The following is a 15243-nucleotide window of genomic DNA, read 5'->3' on the forward strand; positions in this document are numbered from 1 at the left end:
CTTTTTTGTGGGGTAAAAGTTGTGGCAGTGGTCCTTTCTGAAGAAATAGCTGAATTAGTTGCACCTGTGGCCGGTTTTCTGGCATGCCGGACACCACAAGCCTGGTTAAACAAGGCGGCAGAAGCTGAGCAGCTCAGTGCTTTATTGATTGATCATGCAAACTGTGAAGTAAAAGCCGCCATGACAGCACACAGTATGATCCGCCGTTATTGTTTGCCTAAGGGCAAAAAACAGCTGATCCCAAATCTGGATTTTTATCAGTGTATTGATGTGGAAGAGGGCGGTTTACACGAGCAGGACTTTCTGGAAAAACGTGCTTTAACAGCAGCGCTTAATTCCATCAGTGACATAACGCACAACGACGATATTCTGGCAAAAATGGCTCGTCTGGCGCGGGAAGAAATTCATCATTTTGAACAAGTGATAGAACTGATGAAAAACCGGGATATTCCTTATACGCCAATGCCCGCCGGCCGTTATGCCAAAGCCATGCTGACGCATGTGCGCACTTATGAACCTGAAGCTTTAATCGACAAGCTGATTATTGGTGCTTTTATTGAAGCGCGCTCCTGCGAGCGTTTTGCCGCGCTGGCGCCTTTGCTCGATGATGAGCTGGCGAAGTTTTATATTTCGTTATTACGTTCTGAAGCGCGGCACTACAGCGATTATCTGGAGCTGGCACAAAGTTACAGCAAAAAACCTATTGACGAGCGTGTTGCCTTTTTTGCCGGGGTGGAGCGGGATTTAATTCTGACGCCTGATACAGAATTCCGTTTTCACAGTGGTGTGCCAGCCTGACCACATCGAACTTATTGTGATGCCTGCCATCACCGCATGATACAAAAACAAAAAGGAGCTTTGAAGCTCCTTTTTGTTTAGCTTGCAGCAGGTATTGCGTTTAAAACTGGTCAGCCACTGGTTTGAGCGTCAAGCTCAGGTAAAGCGGCAAAATGCAGCTGCCAGTGTTCTGGGGTAATTTCCAGATAAGAGCTTTGCTGATACCAGTCACCAACCACATAACGATAAGCCGTGCTGCCGTCTGCTAAATCCAGCTGATGCACCGCAGGCCTGTGGGTATGGCCGTGAATTAAGTGTTTTACCTGATGAGCCGTCATCACATTCGGCACTTCATCCGGGGTTACATCCATAATCATGGCGGTTTTGGCGGATTTATCTGCTTTGCTGATACGCCTGGCTTTGCGCGCCAGATGCTGGCGATACCAGAGTGGCGTTGACAAAATCAGCCACTGCCACCAGGGTTGGTTCCACCACTTGCGAAACTTCTGATATTGCAAATCCAGGGTACAAAGGCTGTCGCCGTGCATCAGCAGTGTTTTGGTGCCGTATAAATCCACCACAGTGGCCGGGGTTAATAACTGAAAACCAGCTCTGTTGGCAAAACCTGTGCCCAGCAAAAAATCGCGGTTGCCATGGCAAAAATATAACTGCACACCTTGGCTGCTTAACAGCTGAAGCGCTGCAGCAACCTGACTGAGCAAAGGTGAGGGGTTATCATCACCAATCCAGACTTCAAATAAGTCACCGAGGATATAAAGTGCATCAGCATGAACAGCTTTTTGCTGCAAAAAAAGCAAAAACGCCGCGGTAATATCCGGGCGTTCCTGGCTTAAATGCAAATCAGCAATAACGAGGGTTAAACCCTTAGCCATGCAGTTCTGCTTTTTCAATAACAACGTTTTCTACCGGCACATCGGCATGACCAAATTTACGGCCTGTGGCCACAGCTTTAATTTTGTCGATAACGTCCATACCCTCAACCACTTCACCAAATACACAATAACCCCAGCCAGAAGAAGTTTCTGAGCTGAAGTTCAGGAAGCTGTTGTCAGCAACGTTAATAAAAAACTGACAAGTGGCTGAATGTGGGTCGTTGGTGCGAGCCATGGCGATAGTGCCTTTTTTGTTTGGCACTTTGTTGTTGGCTTCGTTTTTGATTGGCGCTTTGGTTTCTTTTTGGTCCATATCCACAGTAAAACCACCACCCTGGATCATAAAACCATCAATCACGCGGTGGAAAATGGTGCCGTCGTAAAAACCTTCGCTGACATAACTCTTAAAGTTTTCAACAGTTGCAGGCGCTTTGTCGGCAAATAACTGCAATTTAATGACGCCGAAATTGGTGTGTAAGCTGACCATGGAATGTCCTCTGAATTGAGAGAGTAAAAAGTGGCGCTAGTTTAACGCAGAAGTGACTGAACACAAAGCCAAAGGCACTGTAATTGGGCTTGCCGGCCGTAGCCGCGCTATAGATCCGGTGTTACACTATCACCCTTTCGCCGCAAGCATTTTTATCAGAGGAAACCCATGTTACAGATTTATAATACCCTGAGCCGCCAAAAAGAGACTTTTGTGCCAAGGCAACCCGGCAAAGTGGGCCTCTATGTCTGTGGTATTACCATTTATGATTTCTGTCACGTGGGGCACGCCCGTACTTATGTAGCTTTTGACGTGATGAACCGCTATTTGCGTTTTTCCGGTTATGACGTCACTTATGTCCGCAATATCACCGACGTTGATGACAAAATTATCAAACGTGCCAATGAAAATGGTGAAAGTTGTGATGCATTAACTGCCCGTTACACTGAAGCTATGCACGCAGATTTTAAAGCCTTAAACCTGCTGCCGGCCGATATTGAGCCCCGTGTAACAACACATATGTCCGAAATTATTGAATTAATTCAGACTTTGCTGGCGAAAAAACATGCTTATATCGCCGCCGACGGTGATGTGTTGTTTGATGTCAGTACTTATCCGCAATACGGCAAACTGAGCCAGCAAAACCTTGACATGCTGCAAGCGGGCGCCAGAGTAGAAATTGATCAGGCCAAGGATGACCCACTGGACTTTGTGCTCTGGAAAATGGCCAAGCCAGGTGAACCAAGCTGGCAGTCGCCATGGGGTGCAGGCCGTCCGGGCTGGCATATTGAATGTTCTGCCATGAGTGCCAAACATCTGGGCAATCATTTTGATATTCACGGTGGTGGCTCTGACTTACAGTTTCCGCACCACGAAAACGAAATTGCGCAATCTTGCTGTGCCCATGACACCCCTTATGTGAATACCTGGATCCACACAGGTATGGTGCAGGTCGATAAAGAAAAAATGTCCAAATCGCTGGGCAACTTTTTCACCGTCAAAGATGTATTAAATGAATACAACAGGGAGTCGGTGCGGTATTTCCTGATCTCCAGCCATTATCGCAGCCAGCTGAACTATTCGGCGGAAAACCTGCAACAGGCGCATGCGGCCTTAGGCCGTTTATACACGGCGCTGCGTGGCGTCACACCAGCTGCAGAAGTGTCGCTGGATAACAGTTATGTGGCGCAGTTTAAACAGGCGATGGACGATGACTTTAATACCGCACTCGCTTTGCCTGTATTGTTTGAACTGGCGCGTGATATTAACAAGGAAAAAGAGCAAAACGCACAAAAAGCAGCTGAGCTTGCAGCCATTTTGGTCAAACTTGGTGAAGTGCTGGGTATTTTACAAGGGGATGCTGAAGCTTTCTTGCAGGCCGGTGGCTCTGATGATGACGTGGCTGAAATTGAAGCGTTGATTGCACAGCGTAATGAAGCCAGAGCCAATAAAGACTGGGCTGCAGCTGATGCAGCGCGCGCTGCTTTAACGGCTAAAGGTATTATTGTTGAAGATAAAAATGGCGTGACCAGCTGGCGCCGCGGTTAATCGCCGTTATCCTTTGTCTGATCTAAACCATAAAAAACGCGACTTCAAGTCGCGTTTTTTATGGCCGGGAACAGCGTTTTCTGGTGTTTCTGCGCTGAGTTAAACTGAAAGTCCAGTTTAACCAACATCAAAGGCTGCTGGCCGCTGCTAAGTGTTTAAACTAAATCGTGAAATTGCTCACAGGCTTCCAGCGTATTTTCAATTAAGCAGGCCACTGTCATAGGGCCAACACCACCAGGCACTGGCGTAATAAAACGGGCGTGTTCCACAGCTTTATCAAATTCCACATCACCCACCAGCTTACCTGAGTCCAGCCGATTAATGCCCACGTCTATTACCAGAGCACCAGGTTTTACCCAGTCACCGGGAATAAACTCAGGTTTACCTACAGCAACCACCAATAAATCGGCACGGCGCACCTGTTGTTCCAGATTTTTAGTGAACTTATGACAAACCGTAGTGGTACAGCCTGCCAGTAACAATTCCAGTGCCATAGGACGGCCAACAATATTGGAAGCACCGACTACTACTGCATCCATGCCCCGAATTTGCACGCCAGTGCTTTGCAGCAGCTTGATAATGCCTTTTGGCGTGCAAGGGCGCAGGGCAGGCATACGCTGCGCTAAACGACCGATATTGTAAGGATGGAAGCCATCAACATCTTTCAGCGGATTAATGCGCTCCAGAATAGCGGAAGAGTCTAAACCAGCAGGTAAAGGCAGTTGTACCAGAATACCATCGACTGCGGTGTCGGCATTGAGCTGGTCAATCAGGTCGATTAATTGTTGTTGTTTGGTGTCAGCGGGCAAATCATAAGAAAAAGATACAAAACCAACTTCTTCACAGGCTTTGCGTTTACTGCCTACATAGACCTGAGAAGCGGGATCAGCACCCACCAGTACTACGGCTAAACCTGGCGCCCTTTTGCCTGCTGCCAATCTTTGTTGTACCCGGATTGCTACCTGTCCCCGTGTCGCCTGAGCGACGGCTTTGCCATCAATAATTTGTGCTGCCATTGAGCGCCTCTGATCCAGCTTTTAAAAGTTGCCGTATTTTCTCACAGCAGCGTCAAATGCGCCAAGCGCAAAGATTTATTTGTGTGCTATTCGCTTGAAATCAGTGAAATTGCTGGCTTTATCAGCAAAAAAGTGGCGAAAGGTTCAAAATATAAGCAAACGAATTTATTGGCAAAAAAAACGTTTGACGCATTCGGGGTCGGGTTGTAATATTGCGCCCCGTTGCAGTAGTGTAACGATGTCGGTGATTAGCGCAGCTTGGTAGCGCACTTGGTTTGGGTCCAAGGGGTCGCAAGTTCGAATCTTGCATCACCGACCATCTTTAAGCTGGTATGCGCTCTGTGACCGCACTTAATGCGTCCGTAGCTCAGCTGGATAGAGCAACGGCCTTCTAAGCCGTGGGTCATAGGTTCGAGTCCTATCGGACGCGCCATCAGCTTAAAGACTTGTGTTGTGAATTGATACCGTGGTGGCTGTAGCTCAGTTGGTAGAGCCCCGGATTGTGATTCCGGTTGTCGTGGGTTCGAGCCCCATCAGCCACCCCAATCAGTTCAGAAGCAAGTTGTGTCAATATCGGAATAGTTGTCGGTGATTAGCGCAGCTTGGTAGCGCACTTGGTTTGGGTCCAAGGGGTCGCAAGTTCGAATCTTGCATCACCGACCATTTCCCAACGCTTTGATTTCCTCAGTTATTCAGAATTTTTTCCAAAGCCTCCAAATCATTAAATCAACAAGATATCTCGCTGTTCAGTCAACGTAATTACTTATCCGCTAAGCCAGCTGCTCATCTCTGTTTCGTTTTTGTCTTTTTGTTTCGGCAACTTCTAACCACAAATTACTTTGCGCCGTGTTCTGGCACGCCAGGATCAGACCGGAATGTTGCTCTGTTGCATCAAGTGCGGCATTGTCAGCATCGGGCAGAGGGTGCACAGTGCCTGCCAGCAGCCGGCATTTGCATAAACCACAATTACCAACTTTGCAGCCGGACTGGATCTGGATCTTGTGCGCAAGCGCAGCCTGCAGCAGGCTTTGCCCTTGGCGTACCGGAATGTTGTTGCCGTTCAAGTGCATTTGGTACACAGGTGTTTTTTTCAGCCATGAAAACCACATAACTGGACGCTCCTTGTCGTTACTTTGGTAACAGCATAGATGGCGATTGCAGGGCATGGCAAGTTGGCGGCAAGTTTTTGGCAGTTGATTGTATTGCTTTGGCAGAACATCAGGACAGGCAGCTTGCCGGGCCTTAAAACAACAACGCCGGCATATCGCCGGCGTCGTTTACTTTGCTAGTTCAAGCGCTGGGCTCAGCTGCAAACTCTGAACACCAGTGCCTTTGACATGGTATTTAAGCTGCCTGCTCTGGTTTAGCGGCTGTGCTGTTAAACAAGGATTTATCGGCAGCTAAGTCCAGAGGATCAAAGTCATCTACGTTAATCACATGCAAACGACCAGCTTCAGCAACCCGCAGTTTTTCTGCTTCTGCCTGACTTAACACACCCAGTTCCAGACCTAAGTCAGCCACTTCACCTAAACGGTAGAAAGGCAGACGTTTGTTGGCGGCATGCACCACTTTATCAAACAGTGGCTCGGCGGCCAGAATGTCAGCCAGCGCTTTTTCAACCAGACCTAACTGGTTGTTCGGCTCTTGTGTCAGATAAAGATGACTGCCAAGGCGTGAACGGGCTTCACAAGGTGTTTGCATAATGCGGGCAACTTTGTGATCCAGTACATCAGCTGGGCGGCGTAATGTGCGGCCCCATGGGAACACCACACGTTTTAATACCACTGCAACAGCGCGGTTTGGGAAGTTATCAAATAACTCATCCAGAGCCAGCTGGGCTTTGGCCAGGTTGTCTTCACAGGCCCACTGCACCAGTGGTAAATCCTGCACCTGACGACCTTCGTCATTGTATTTTTTCAGTACTGTTGAGGTGATATACAGCATCGACAAAATATCACCTAAACGGGCAGAAATACGTTCACGACGTTTTAAATCTCCGCCTAAAGTTGCCATGGCAATATCTGACATCAGTGCCAGAGCAGCGCTGAAGCGGTTCATCTGCTTGTAATAACGGGCTGTTTCATCTTTCACCGGCGCATGCGATAAGGCAGCGTTGGTGAACGACAACCAGAAAGTACGGAAGAAGTTACTGATACTAAAACCGATATGGCCAAAGAGGGCACGATCAAAGGCGGTAACTGCTGCACCTTCGTCGTCCAGTTGTGCCGCCTGTAATTCAGCCAGTACATAAGGATGGCAACGAATTGCGCCCTGACCGTAGATAATCATATTGCGGGTCAGAATATTGGCGCCTTCTACCGTAATAGCAACAGGCGCACCCTGATATCCACGGGCTAAATAGTTGTTCGGGCCCATACAGATGCCTTTACCACCATGAATATCCATCGCGTCGATAATGGCCTGACGCATACGCTCCGTCATATGGTATTTGGTAATGGCAGAAATCACAGAAGGTTTTTCACCAAGATCGATAGAGCCCACCGACATGGTGGTTGACGCATCGGCCATATAGGCATAACCGCCAATACGGGCCATTGCTTCTTCCACACCTTCCATTTTGCCGATTGGCAGTTTGAACTGACGACGGATGCGGGCATAAGCACCTGTGGCCATAGCCACAGCTTTAATACCACCTGTGCTGTTAGAAGGCAGGGTGATAGCACGGCCTACTGATAAACATTCCACCAGCATACGCCAGCCCTGACCGGCCATTTTTGGACCACCGATAATAAAGTCCAGCGGCACAAAAATATTGTCGCCCTGTGTTGGACCATTCTGGAAAGGCACGTTCAGCGGGAAGTGACGACGGCCAATTTTGACACCTGGTGTATCTGTTGGGATCAGGGCACAGGTAATACCTAAATCTTCTTTATCACCGAGTAATTTTTCCGGGTCCTGCAATTTAAAAGCAAGGCCCAGCACAGTAGCGATAGGAGCCAGTGTGATATAACGTTTGTTCCAGGTTAAGCGCATACCCAGCACTTCTTTGCCCTGCCACTCACCTTTACAAACAATACCAAAATCCGGAATAGCGCCAGCATCAGAACCGGCTTCCGGTGAAGTTAAAGCAAAACAAGGAACTTCCAGACCTTTGGCCAGGCGTGGCAGGTAATAGTCCTGCTGCTCTTTGGTGCCATAGTGTTGCAATAATTCACCAGGGCCTAACGAGTTAGGTACACCAACGATGCTGGATAACACCATGCTTTTACTGGTTAATTTTTGCAGTACACAGGACTGGGCAAAAGCAGAAAACTCTAAACCACCGTACTGTTTTTTGATGATCATGGCAAAGAAACCGTGATCTTTTAAGTATTGGTAGACTTCCGGAGATAAATCAGCACGCTCATGCGTGGTATGCCAGTCATCAACCATCCGTAATACAGTTTCAACCGGGCCGTCTAAAAATGCCTGTTCTTCTGCACTTAAGCGTGGTTTTGGGAAATTATGCAGCTTGTGCCAGTCCGGGTTGCCACGGAATAAATCGCCTTCCCACCAGGTAGTACCGGCATCGATGGCTTCTTTTTCCGTAGTCGACATTTCCGGCATAATTTTGCGGTACAGTTTCAGCAAAGGTTTGGTGATATGTTGCTGACGGATGCTGGCAATATTCAGCGGCAGCGCTATGGCCACAAAAATAATCCAGCTGATCAAGCCGACTGTATCACTGACAGTACCAACGGCAAGGATAACCGCAATAGCGGCCGTAAACAGAGTTAAACTGGCTCTGTGATAGGCCAGTACACCGATTGCCAACAGCAAGCCGATGATAAAGAGTAATAAATCCATATGTTTCTCCAGATAAGAGGTCTGACCACTAACTGGCTAAGGGTAAAGTGGTTCGGCGCAAGATGCAAGTGATTCCTTTGTCAGTCTAGTTGATCTGCTGTCAACTTATGCGGATAGCACCGTAAGCAGGTTTTTTCTGCCGCTGGCTTCCTGCTTTGGGTTGTTTAGGCAGGGGTTGTGCTGCTAACCTCGCACCATCTTCAGGTGATAACCAGAATCCAGAACCGTTATGTGTGAACTGCTTGGCATGTCGGCCAATGTACCGACAGATATTTGTTTTAGTTTTAAAGGTTTAAAAGAGCGGGGCGGCAACACAGGCCCACATAAAGATGGCTGGGGCATCGCTTTTTATCAGGGGAAAGGGGTGTCGACCTTTAAAGATGCACAGGCCAGTCATCAGTCCGAAGTGGCCAGGCTGGTCAGTGACTACCCGATCAAAAGTAATGTGGTGGTGGGACACGTGCGTCAGGCCAATCGCGGCCGCGTCGCGCTGGAAAACACCCATCCTTTTACCCGGGAGTTATGGGGGCGCTACTGGACTTATGCCCATAATGGCCAGCTCAAAGACTATAAAACACTGCCCCTTGGCCGTTTTAAACCTGTTGGCACGACCGACAGCGAACAGGCTTTTTGTTATCTGCTTTCTGCCCTTGCTGATAAATACCCCAATGGCCCAAAAAGCAAAAAGCAGCTGTTTCGCTATTTGCTGAAATTAAGCCATGGCCTGCGTCAGCTCGGGGTGTTTAACCTGTTGTTGTCGGACGGTGATTATCTGTTTTGTTATTGCAGCACCAAATTGCACTGGATCACCAGGCGTGCGCCTTTTGGTAAAGCCTGTTTATCTGATGTGGATGTGGATATTGATTTTAGCCGTGAAACCACTCCCAACGATGTGGTGACTATAGTGGCTACGTTGCCGCTGACATCCAATGAAAGCTGGCAGGCGATGACGCTTGGGCAGGCTTGTTTATTTAAAGCTGGAGAGCTGATGCCGCTATAGCGTTAAGTGTTAAAGGTGTAGGGCTGCCAGACAGCAGCCCTTGATAACAATAGCTTTATTTAGGTTGGTAACTTTGCAGCTGCACGTCAAACTGCTCTACGTTGTCTTCTGATTGCCATAACCGCACCAATAAATAATCCAGTTCAGGCGCAACCCAGGCATACACCTGTTTATCCGGACTCTGGCCGTAACGTTCAATCCGGATGGCTTTAATTTTGCCAAATGGCAAAGACAACCACTCTTCAGTGGCTACTTTATATTTGTAATTGCGGGTTTCGCCGTGGCGGTTTAATACGTCGTACACAAAATCTGTTTTACCGGCCTTCAGATCCAACACAATTTGGCTATGAAAACTGAGTAAATCCAGCCAGTTGTCGTTCCAATTCACTTTTTTCAGTTTTTGGTTTTTATCAACCTTCAGGCTTTTGCCAGCCCAATCCAGATTCAGCTCATAATGACGGCTTGGCCCGGTGCCGGATCTCTTCATCAGGTACTGGGTGGGTTTAATGCGGCCATCCTGCAAATAAAAACGTGAACGTTCATTGCGTTCATCACTAAAAATCAGCCAGCTGATTTTGCTGTGATAACCCAGTTCATAGCTCTGACCGTCCGTTTGCAGATAACGGCTGGCTTCGCCATGTTGCTTGCCGGAGCGGTAAATCAGATATTTGGCTTCAAATGGTTGCAGCGCAGCTTTGTCGCTGGCAGACGATACCTGTTCTTCCATTACCACTGCCTGGCTATTGGCGCTGAATGTGGTCAGGAAAACCGGGGTGAGGAAAAAAGAGGTCAGGCAAAAAAAAGACGCCGACAGGCGCCATTTTTTATTCGTTGTCATCATCATCGTCGGCGTATCCGTGAGCTGATAAAATCTGGCCGTCTAACAATGCCTTATCTGCAAGGTGTTGTAAACGGTCCTGACAAAACCAACGCACTACCAAGGGATAAATCCGGTGTTCCTGTTCGTGCACACGGGCAGCAACGGCAGCTGCGTCATCATCACTGAACACTGGTACTTTGGCCTGCAATACCACAGGGCCACCGTCCAGCTCCGCCGTAACAAAGTGCACACTGCAACCATGTTCGGTATCGCCGGCGTCAATAGCCCGCTGATGGGTGTTTAAACCCTGATATTTGGGCAATAACGACGGATGAATATTTAACAGCCGGCCCTGATAATGGCTGACAAATTCCGGTGTTAAAATCCGCATAAAACCAGCCAGTACCACTAAATCCGCTTGTTCGGCGTCAATGGCCGCCATCAGCGCTTTGTCGTAGCTGGTTCTGTCGGCATAAGCTTTGTGGTCAAGCACCAATGTTTTCACACCAGCAGCCGCCGCGCGCTCCAGGCCATAGACCCCGGCTTTATTGGAAATCACAGCGCTGACACGACCGGCAATAAAGCCGGTCTTGCAGGCATCCAGAATGGCTTGCAGGTTAGAGCCGCTGCCGGAAATCAATACAACAATTGATTTCATAAGGCTTAAGCGTTCACACCAGGAATAATGACCTGAGCTTCGCCTTCGCCAGCGGTCTGAATTTCACCTAAGTGCCAGGCGGTTTCGCCGGCATCATTGAGAAATTTCAGTGCTGCATTCAGGTTGTCCGGGCTGACCACCACAATCATGCCAACACCACAGTTAAAGGTGCGGTACATTTCATGACGGGTGACATTACCTTGCTGCTGTAACCAGTTAAATACAGCTGGCCACTGGTAACTTTGCTCGTTACAGACAGCTTTGGTGTTAGCCGGCAGTACCCGTGGAATATTTTCCCAGAAACCACCACCGGTGATATGGCATAAGGCATGAACAGGTACAGTTTTGATCAGGCTCAGCAGATTTTTTACATAAATCCGGGTTGGCGCCATTAAATGGTCGGCCAGAGGTTTGCCTTCAAGCAGAGTGTCTGGTGTCTGGCCACTGACTTCGATAATTTTGCGGATCAGTGAAAAACCATTGGAGTGTGGGCCTGAAGAGGCAAGGGCGATGATCTGATCGCCGGCTTTTACTTTAGAGCCGTCAATAATGTCAGCTTTTTCCACCACACCTACACAAAAACCTGCGATGTCGTAGTCACCGGCATGGTACATACCCGGCATTTCGGCCGTTTCACCACCCACCAGCGCACAACCAGACAGCTCACAGCCATTGGCAATACCATTGACTACACTGGCAGCAACGTCAACATCCAGTTTGCCTGTGGCGTAATAATCGAGGAAAAACAACGGTTCAGCGCCTTGCACTACGATGTCGTTGACACACATGGCCACTAAATCAATACCAACGCTGTCGTGGCGGTTTAAATCTATTGCCAGACGCAATTTAGTACCAACACCATCTGTGCCTGATACTAACACCGGCTCTTTATAACCTGCCGGGATCTGGCACATAGCGCCAAAACCACCGAGACCACCAATCACTTCTTTACGGGTCGTACGTTTGACGGCACCTTTGATCCTGTCGACCAAAGCCTCACCGGCATCAATGTCTACGCCTGCGTCTTTGTAACTTAACGAAGTTTTTTGCTCGCTCACGGTAATCCTCGATGGCTGAAATAAAGTCAGGGTAAAAAATCCGGCGCATTTTACCCTGTTCTGCGTTCAGACAAAAGGATTATGGCAAGGGCCGTTGATTTTTCCCCGGCTTTGTTACTGAGTGGCGTTATTAAGCGCCTGTGTCAGATAAGCGTCAACACTAAGTGCTACATCGTTGACGATCTTGTTGTAACAGACTGATGCAAATGGAAATTCCTTGCCGTTGTGGCAGAGACAAATCACCGGATTGTCGTCGCCGAGCTGCAGTTGTTGCCACTGGCCGCCCACTTTTTGCTGGAAAATCTGCCCAAGATAAGCACCGAATAAATGGCTTAAGGTAAACAGATGTTCTTTACTGATGGCTTCCCTTTTGTGTTGCAGATGTAATTTCACCAGCATAGTGTCTAATAAAGGCACGCTTTCTTTGCTGAAATCAAGGTGTTGCTGATATTGTTCTGCCGCGTATTGCACAGCTTCGCTGGCACTGTCGAGCATCAGTTGTTGTAATTCAGTCGTATTAATCATGATGGGTTTCCGCCTTTGCCATGCACAGCAAGCAGCAACTGACGTAGTTGCCGGCCGCCTGGACCGAGTTTTTCTTCTTTGGGTGTCAGCAGCGACATGGGAACCAGTCGCTCGGAACTTTGACTCAGCGGCAGTCTTTTCAGCTCACCTGAATCTGTTAAATCTTGCACTAAATGCGCCGGCAACCAGCAAAAACCGATGCCACTTTTTAAAATTTCAATGGCTTCATAAAAGTTGCTGACGGTCCAGCGTTGTTCTGCTTTGAGCCAGCCTCCAATATTATCCATCGGCTTGCTAGCTGTATCGCGGATCACAATCTGCAGATGCTGACTGAGTTCATCCAAATCAAGCGCCTGATGCTGTGCCAGTACATGCTGTTTGCCAACCACGGGGATCATCCGGGTTACACAAATCGGCTCTCCGAGATAACCTTTAGGGATCACACCACTGGCAGCAATCACCAGGTCTGCTTTTGCTTCCAGAATAACTTCAGTGGTGCCGGTAATAACGGTGTCGATGATTTGAATACGGCTGCCGCGACTTTGCGGGTGAAACTCTGCCAGCGCCTGATATAAATATTTTTTTGGGTATACCAACTCAACCGCAATGCGGATCTCCGGCTCCCAGCCCATATCAATGCTGGCGGCGAGCAGTTCCAAATCTTCAATTTGGGCAGTCAGGATGCGCGAGCGGCGCAGCATCACTTCGCCGGCCTGGGTTAAAAATGCCTTGCGGCCTATCACCTGCAGCAGCTCAACACCGAGCTGGGACTGTAATTTTGCCACCGCATGGTTCAGGCTGGACTGGCTTTTATTCAGTAATTCCGCTGCCTGAGCGTAACCGCCGGCGTCAACCACGGCTTGCAGAATGCGCCATTGTTCCAGCGTTGACTTGGGGCGATACGGCATAATCTTCCTATTGCCAATCAGGCAGTTGCAATAACAACGGCACGCAGAGGCGCCGGATAGCCTTCAATGGTTTTACTATGATCATTCGGATCAAGAAAATCAACCAGACTTTCATTTTCCATCCAGGCCGTTTTGCGTTGTTCATCAAGTGAAGTGTGATTTAAATCAACTACTTTAGCATCTTGAAAACCGACACGAGCCAGCCAGCCCAGCAGGGCATCGGTACTTGGAATAAACCAGACATTACGCATTTTGGCATAGCGCTCGCCTGGCACTAACACTGTGGTTTCATCACCTTCGACCACCAGAGTTTCCAGCACCAGCTGACCACCAGGGCGCAGCTGATTTTTCAGTTGCTGCAAAAAGTCTATCGGTGATTTGCGGTGATATAGCACCCCCATGGAAAACACCGTATCAAACGCCTGCAATTTGGGCATATCGTCAATGCCAATTGGCAGCAAATGTACATTGGGGTCAGGGTTAAAATGTTTAATGGCGCAAAATTGGCTGTAAAACAGCTGGCTTGGGTCTATGCCTACCACAAAGTCTGCACCGGCACCTCGCATGCGCCATAAGTGATAACCGCTGCCACAACCCACATCCAGCACAGTTCTGTGCTGAAGCGGTGCCAGATGCGGCAACACTCTGTCCCATTTCCAGTCAGAGCGCCATTCAGTGTCGATATGCAGTCCATGCAATGTAAAAGGCCCTTTGCGCCAGGGCATCAGTTGTTTCAGCAGCACTTCCAACCGCTGTTTTTCGCCGGCGCTGAGTTCCTCCGGCGCGCCAAAACTGACTTCAGTGCTGATGTTTTTCACGCTACTTGGGCTTTTTGGTAAATTGGCCAGCACTTTTTGCCACTGCTTAAAGTCGCCGTGCAATGCTTCTTTTTTCCAGGCAGACAACTGCGCCGGTAACACGTCCAGCCATGCGGCCAGTTTGTTTTGCGCTATTGCAGCATAAAACTCATTGAAATTAAGCATATGCGGCCTCTGCCTGAGTTTTGATAGCCACCATAGAGCAGAAATTAAAACACTGGAACCAGACGGTGCTGCTGCCAAAACCGGCGTTGCTAAAGCGCTGCTGGTGCTCTTCGATAGTGTCCGGGCGCATTACATTTTCCAGCGCTGTGCGTTTTTGGCTGATTTCGAGCTCACTGTAGCCATTGGCTCTTTTAAAATCGTGGTGCAAATCAATCAGCAGCTCATGGGTTTGCGCATCGTTTTGCACAAACTTTTCCGACAGAATAAAAATTCCGCCCGGTTTTAAGCCCTGATAAATCCGCTGCACCAGCTCGTCTCTGTGCTGCTTGGGTAAAAACTGCAGAGTAAAATTGCTGACCACCACTGCGGCATTATTGATGTCAACATCGCGGATATCGGCCATCAGCACTTCAACCGGAACCTCGGAGCGAAACGACTGTAAATGGCGCTGGCAACGCTCCACCATGGCCGGGCTGTTGTCGATGGCGACAATTTTACTTTGGCTGTCGCTGAGCTGGCGGCGCATGGCAAGGCTGGCGGCGCCCAAAGAGCAGCCAAGGTCGTAATAGTTGCTGTTATCCTGCTGATATTTTGCCGTTAATTTGCCGATGGTCTGAATGATCGTTTGATAACCAGGCACAGAGCGCTGGATCATATCGGGGAAAACTTCGGCCACAGTGGCGTCAAAACAGAAGTCCTGAATTTGAGCCAGCGGCTCGGCGTAAATTGAATCTTTTTGCATATACTTCCACGGCAAACTAAG

The 15243-nt window shown here is 48.7% G+C and carries 15 protein-coding genes and 4 tRNA genes; 7 read left to right on the plus strand and 12 right to left on the minus strand.

Going from position 1 to position 15243, the window contains the following annotated elements; translation table 11 throughout:
- Positions 1–21 precede the first annotated feature (21 nt).
- A complete protein-coding gene (gene miaE / locus V7P87_RS11070; RefSeq protein ID WP_333797485.1) occupies positions 22–798 on the plus strand; it encodes a tRNA isopentenyl-2-thiomethyl-A-37 hydroxylase MiaE in 777 nt (258 codons plus the stop codon).
- 110 nt (positions 799–908) lie between these two features.
- Here the strand turns inward: miaE and lpxH are convergent, their stop codons facing one another.
- Complete coding sequence (gene lpxH / locus V7P87_RS11075; RefSeq protein WP_333797486.1) at positions 909–1670, minus strand: UDP-2,3-diacylglucosamine diphosphatase; 762 nt, start codon at positions 1668–1670, stop codon at positions 909–911.
- Complete coding sequence (locus V7P87_RS11080) at positions 1663–2157, minus strand: peptidylprolyl isomerase (RefSeq protein WP_296299021.1); 495 nt, start codon at positions 2155–2157, stop codon at positions 1663–1665. The genes lpxH and V7P87_RS11080 overlap by 8 nt, the downstream gene beginning before the upstream one ends.
- 168 nt (positions 2158–2325) lie before the next feature.
- Here V7P87_RS11080 and cysS point away from each other — a divergent pair, with 168 nt between their 5' ends.
- On the plus strand, positions 2326–3705 hold the full coding sequence (gene cysS / locus V7P87_RS11085; protein ID WP_296299019.1) for a cysteine--tRNA ligase: 1380 nt from the start codon (positions 2326–2328) through the stop codon (positions 3703–3705).
- 155 nt (positions 3706–3860) lie between these two features.
- On the opposite strand, the gene folD is transcribed toward cysS, so the two are convergent.
- Complete coding sequence (folD, locus tag V7P87_RS11090; RefSeq protein ID WP_296299017.1) at positions 3861–4721, minus strand: bifunctional methylenetetrahydrofolate dehydrogenase/methenyltetrahydrofolate cyclohydrolase FolD; 861 nt, start codon at positions 4719–4721, stop codon at positions 3861–3863.
- 242 nt (positions 4722–4963) lie between these two features.
- Here folD and V7P87_RS11095 point away from each other — a divergent pair.
- The 4 genes from V7P87_RS11095 (at position 4964) to V7P87_RS11110 (ending at position 5384) form a co-directional block, all read left to right on the plus strand.
- Positions 4964–5040 (plus strand) — tRNA-Pro (locus tag V7P87_RS11095).
- 37 nt (positions 5041–5077) lie between these two features.
- Positions 5078–5154 (plus strand) — tRNA-Arg (locus V7P87_RS11100).
- Between the two features lie 36 nt (positions 5155–5190).
- A tRNA-His gene (locus V7P87_RS11105) sits at positions 5191–5266 on the plus strand.
- A 41-nt stretch (positions 5267–5307) separates the two neighbouring features.
- Positions 5308–5384 (plus strand) — tRNA-Pro (locus V7P87_RS11110).
- Between the two features lie 107 nt (positions 5385–5491).
- Here the strand turns inward: V7P87_RS11110 and V7P87_RS11115 are convergent.
- Both V7P87_RS11115 and fadE read right to left on the minus strand, forming a co-directional pair.
- Positions 5492–5830, minus strand: coding sequence for a 2Fe-2S iron-sulfur cluster-binding protein (locus tag V7P87_RS11115; protein ID WP_333797487.1), 339 nt, complete (start codon positions 5828–5830; stop codon positions 5492–5494).
- Positions 5831–6065: 235 nt separating this feature from the next.
- Positions 6066–8528, minus strand: a complete 2463-nt coding sequence (fadE, locus tag V7P87_RS11120) for an acyl-CoA dehydrogenase FadE (RefSeq protein ID WP_333797488.1) — start codon at positions 8526–8528, stop codon at positions 6066–6068.
- Positions 8529–8757: 229 nt separating this feature from the next.
- Between fadE and V7P87_RS11125 the strand changes: the two genes are divergently transcribed.
- Positions 8758–9528, plus strand: coding sequence for a class II glutamine amidotransferase (locus V7P87_RS11125; protein WP_333797489.1), 771 nt, complete (start codon positions 8758–8760; stop codon positions 9526–9528).
- 55 nt (positions 9529–9583) lie between these two features.
- On the opposite strand, the gene V7P87_RS11130 is transcribed toward V7P87_RS11125, so the two are convergent.
- From V7P87_RS11130 to cmoA, 7 genes are all read right to left on the minus strand, one after another.
- Positions 9584–10372 (minus strand): DUF3108 domain-containing protein, encoded by a 789-nt coding sequence (locus V7P87_RS11130; protein WP_333797490.1) that lies wholly within the window; start codon positions 10370–10372, stop codon positions 9584–9586.
- Positions 10353–11006: a phosphoribosylglycinamide formyltransferase gene (gene purN, locus V7P87_RS11135; RefSeq protein WP_333797491.1), complete on the minus strand. Its 654-nt coding sequence runs from the start codon at positions 11004–11006 to the stop codon at positions 10353–10355. Before purN ends, V7P87_RS11130 begins: the two co-directional genes overlap by 20 nt.
- Before the next feature lie 5 nt (positions 11007–11011).
- A complete protein-coding gene (purM, locus tag V7P87_RS11140; protein WP_296299006.1) occupies positions 11012–12064 on the minus strand; it encodes a phosphoribosylformylglycinamidine cyclo-ligase in 1053 nt (350 codons plus the stop codon).
- A 114-nt stretch (positions 12065–12178) separates the two neighbouring features.
- Positions 12179–12589 (minus strand): hypothetical protein, encoded by a 411-nt coding sequence (locus V7P87_RS11145; protein ID WP_333797492.1) that lies wholly within the window; start codon positions 12587–12589, stop codon positions 12179–12181.
- Positions 12586–13497: a LysR family transcriptional regulator gene (locus V7P87_RS11150; protein ID WP_333797493.1), complete on the minus strand. Its 912-nt coding sequence runs from the start codon at positions 13495–13497 to the stop codon at positions 12586–12588. The genes V7P87_RS11145 and V7P87_RS11150 overlap by 4 nt, the downstream gene beginning before the upstream one ends.
- Positions 13498–13514: 17 nt before the next feature.
- A complete protein-coding gene (gene cmoB / locus V7P87_RS11155) occupies positions 13515–14480 on the minus strand; it encodes a tRNA 5-methoxyuridine(34)/uridine 5-oxyacetic acid(34) synthase CmoB (RefSeq protein WP_333797494.1) in 966 nt (321 codons plus the stop codon).
- Positions 14473–15222: a carboxy-S-adenosyl-L-methionine synthase CmoA gene (cmoA, locus tag V7P87_RS11160; RefSeq protein ID WP_333797495.1), complete on the minus strand. Its 750-nt coding sequence runs from the start codon at positions 15220–15222 to the stop codon at positions 14473–14475. The genes cmoB and cmoA overlap by 8 nt, the downstream gene beginning before the upstream one ends.
- Positions 15223–15243 lie beyond the last annotated feature (21 nt).

This window comes from Rheinheimera sp. (assembly GCF_036782235.1).
Taxonomy (GTDB): Bacteria; Pseudomonadota; Gammaproteobacteria; order Enterobacterales; family Alteromonadaceae; genus Pararheinheimera.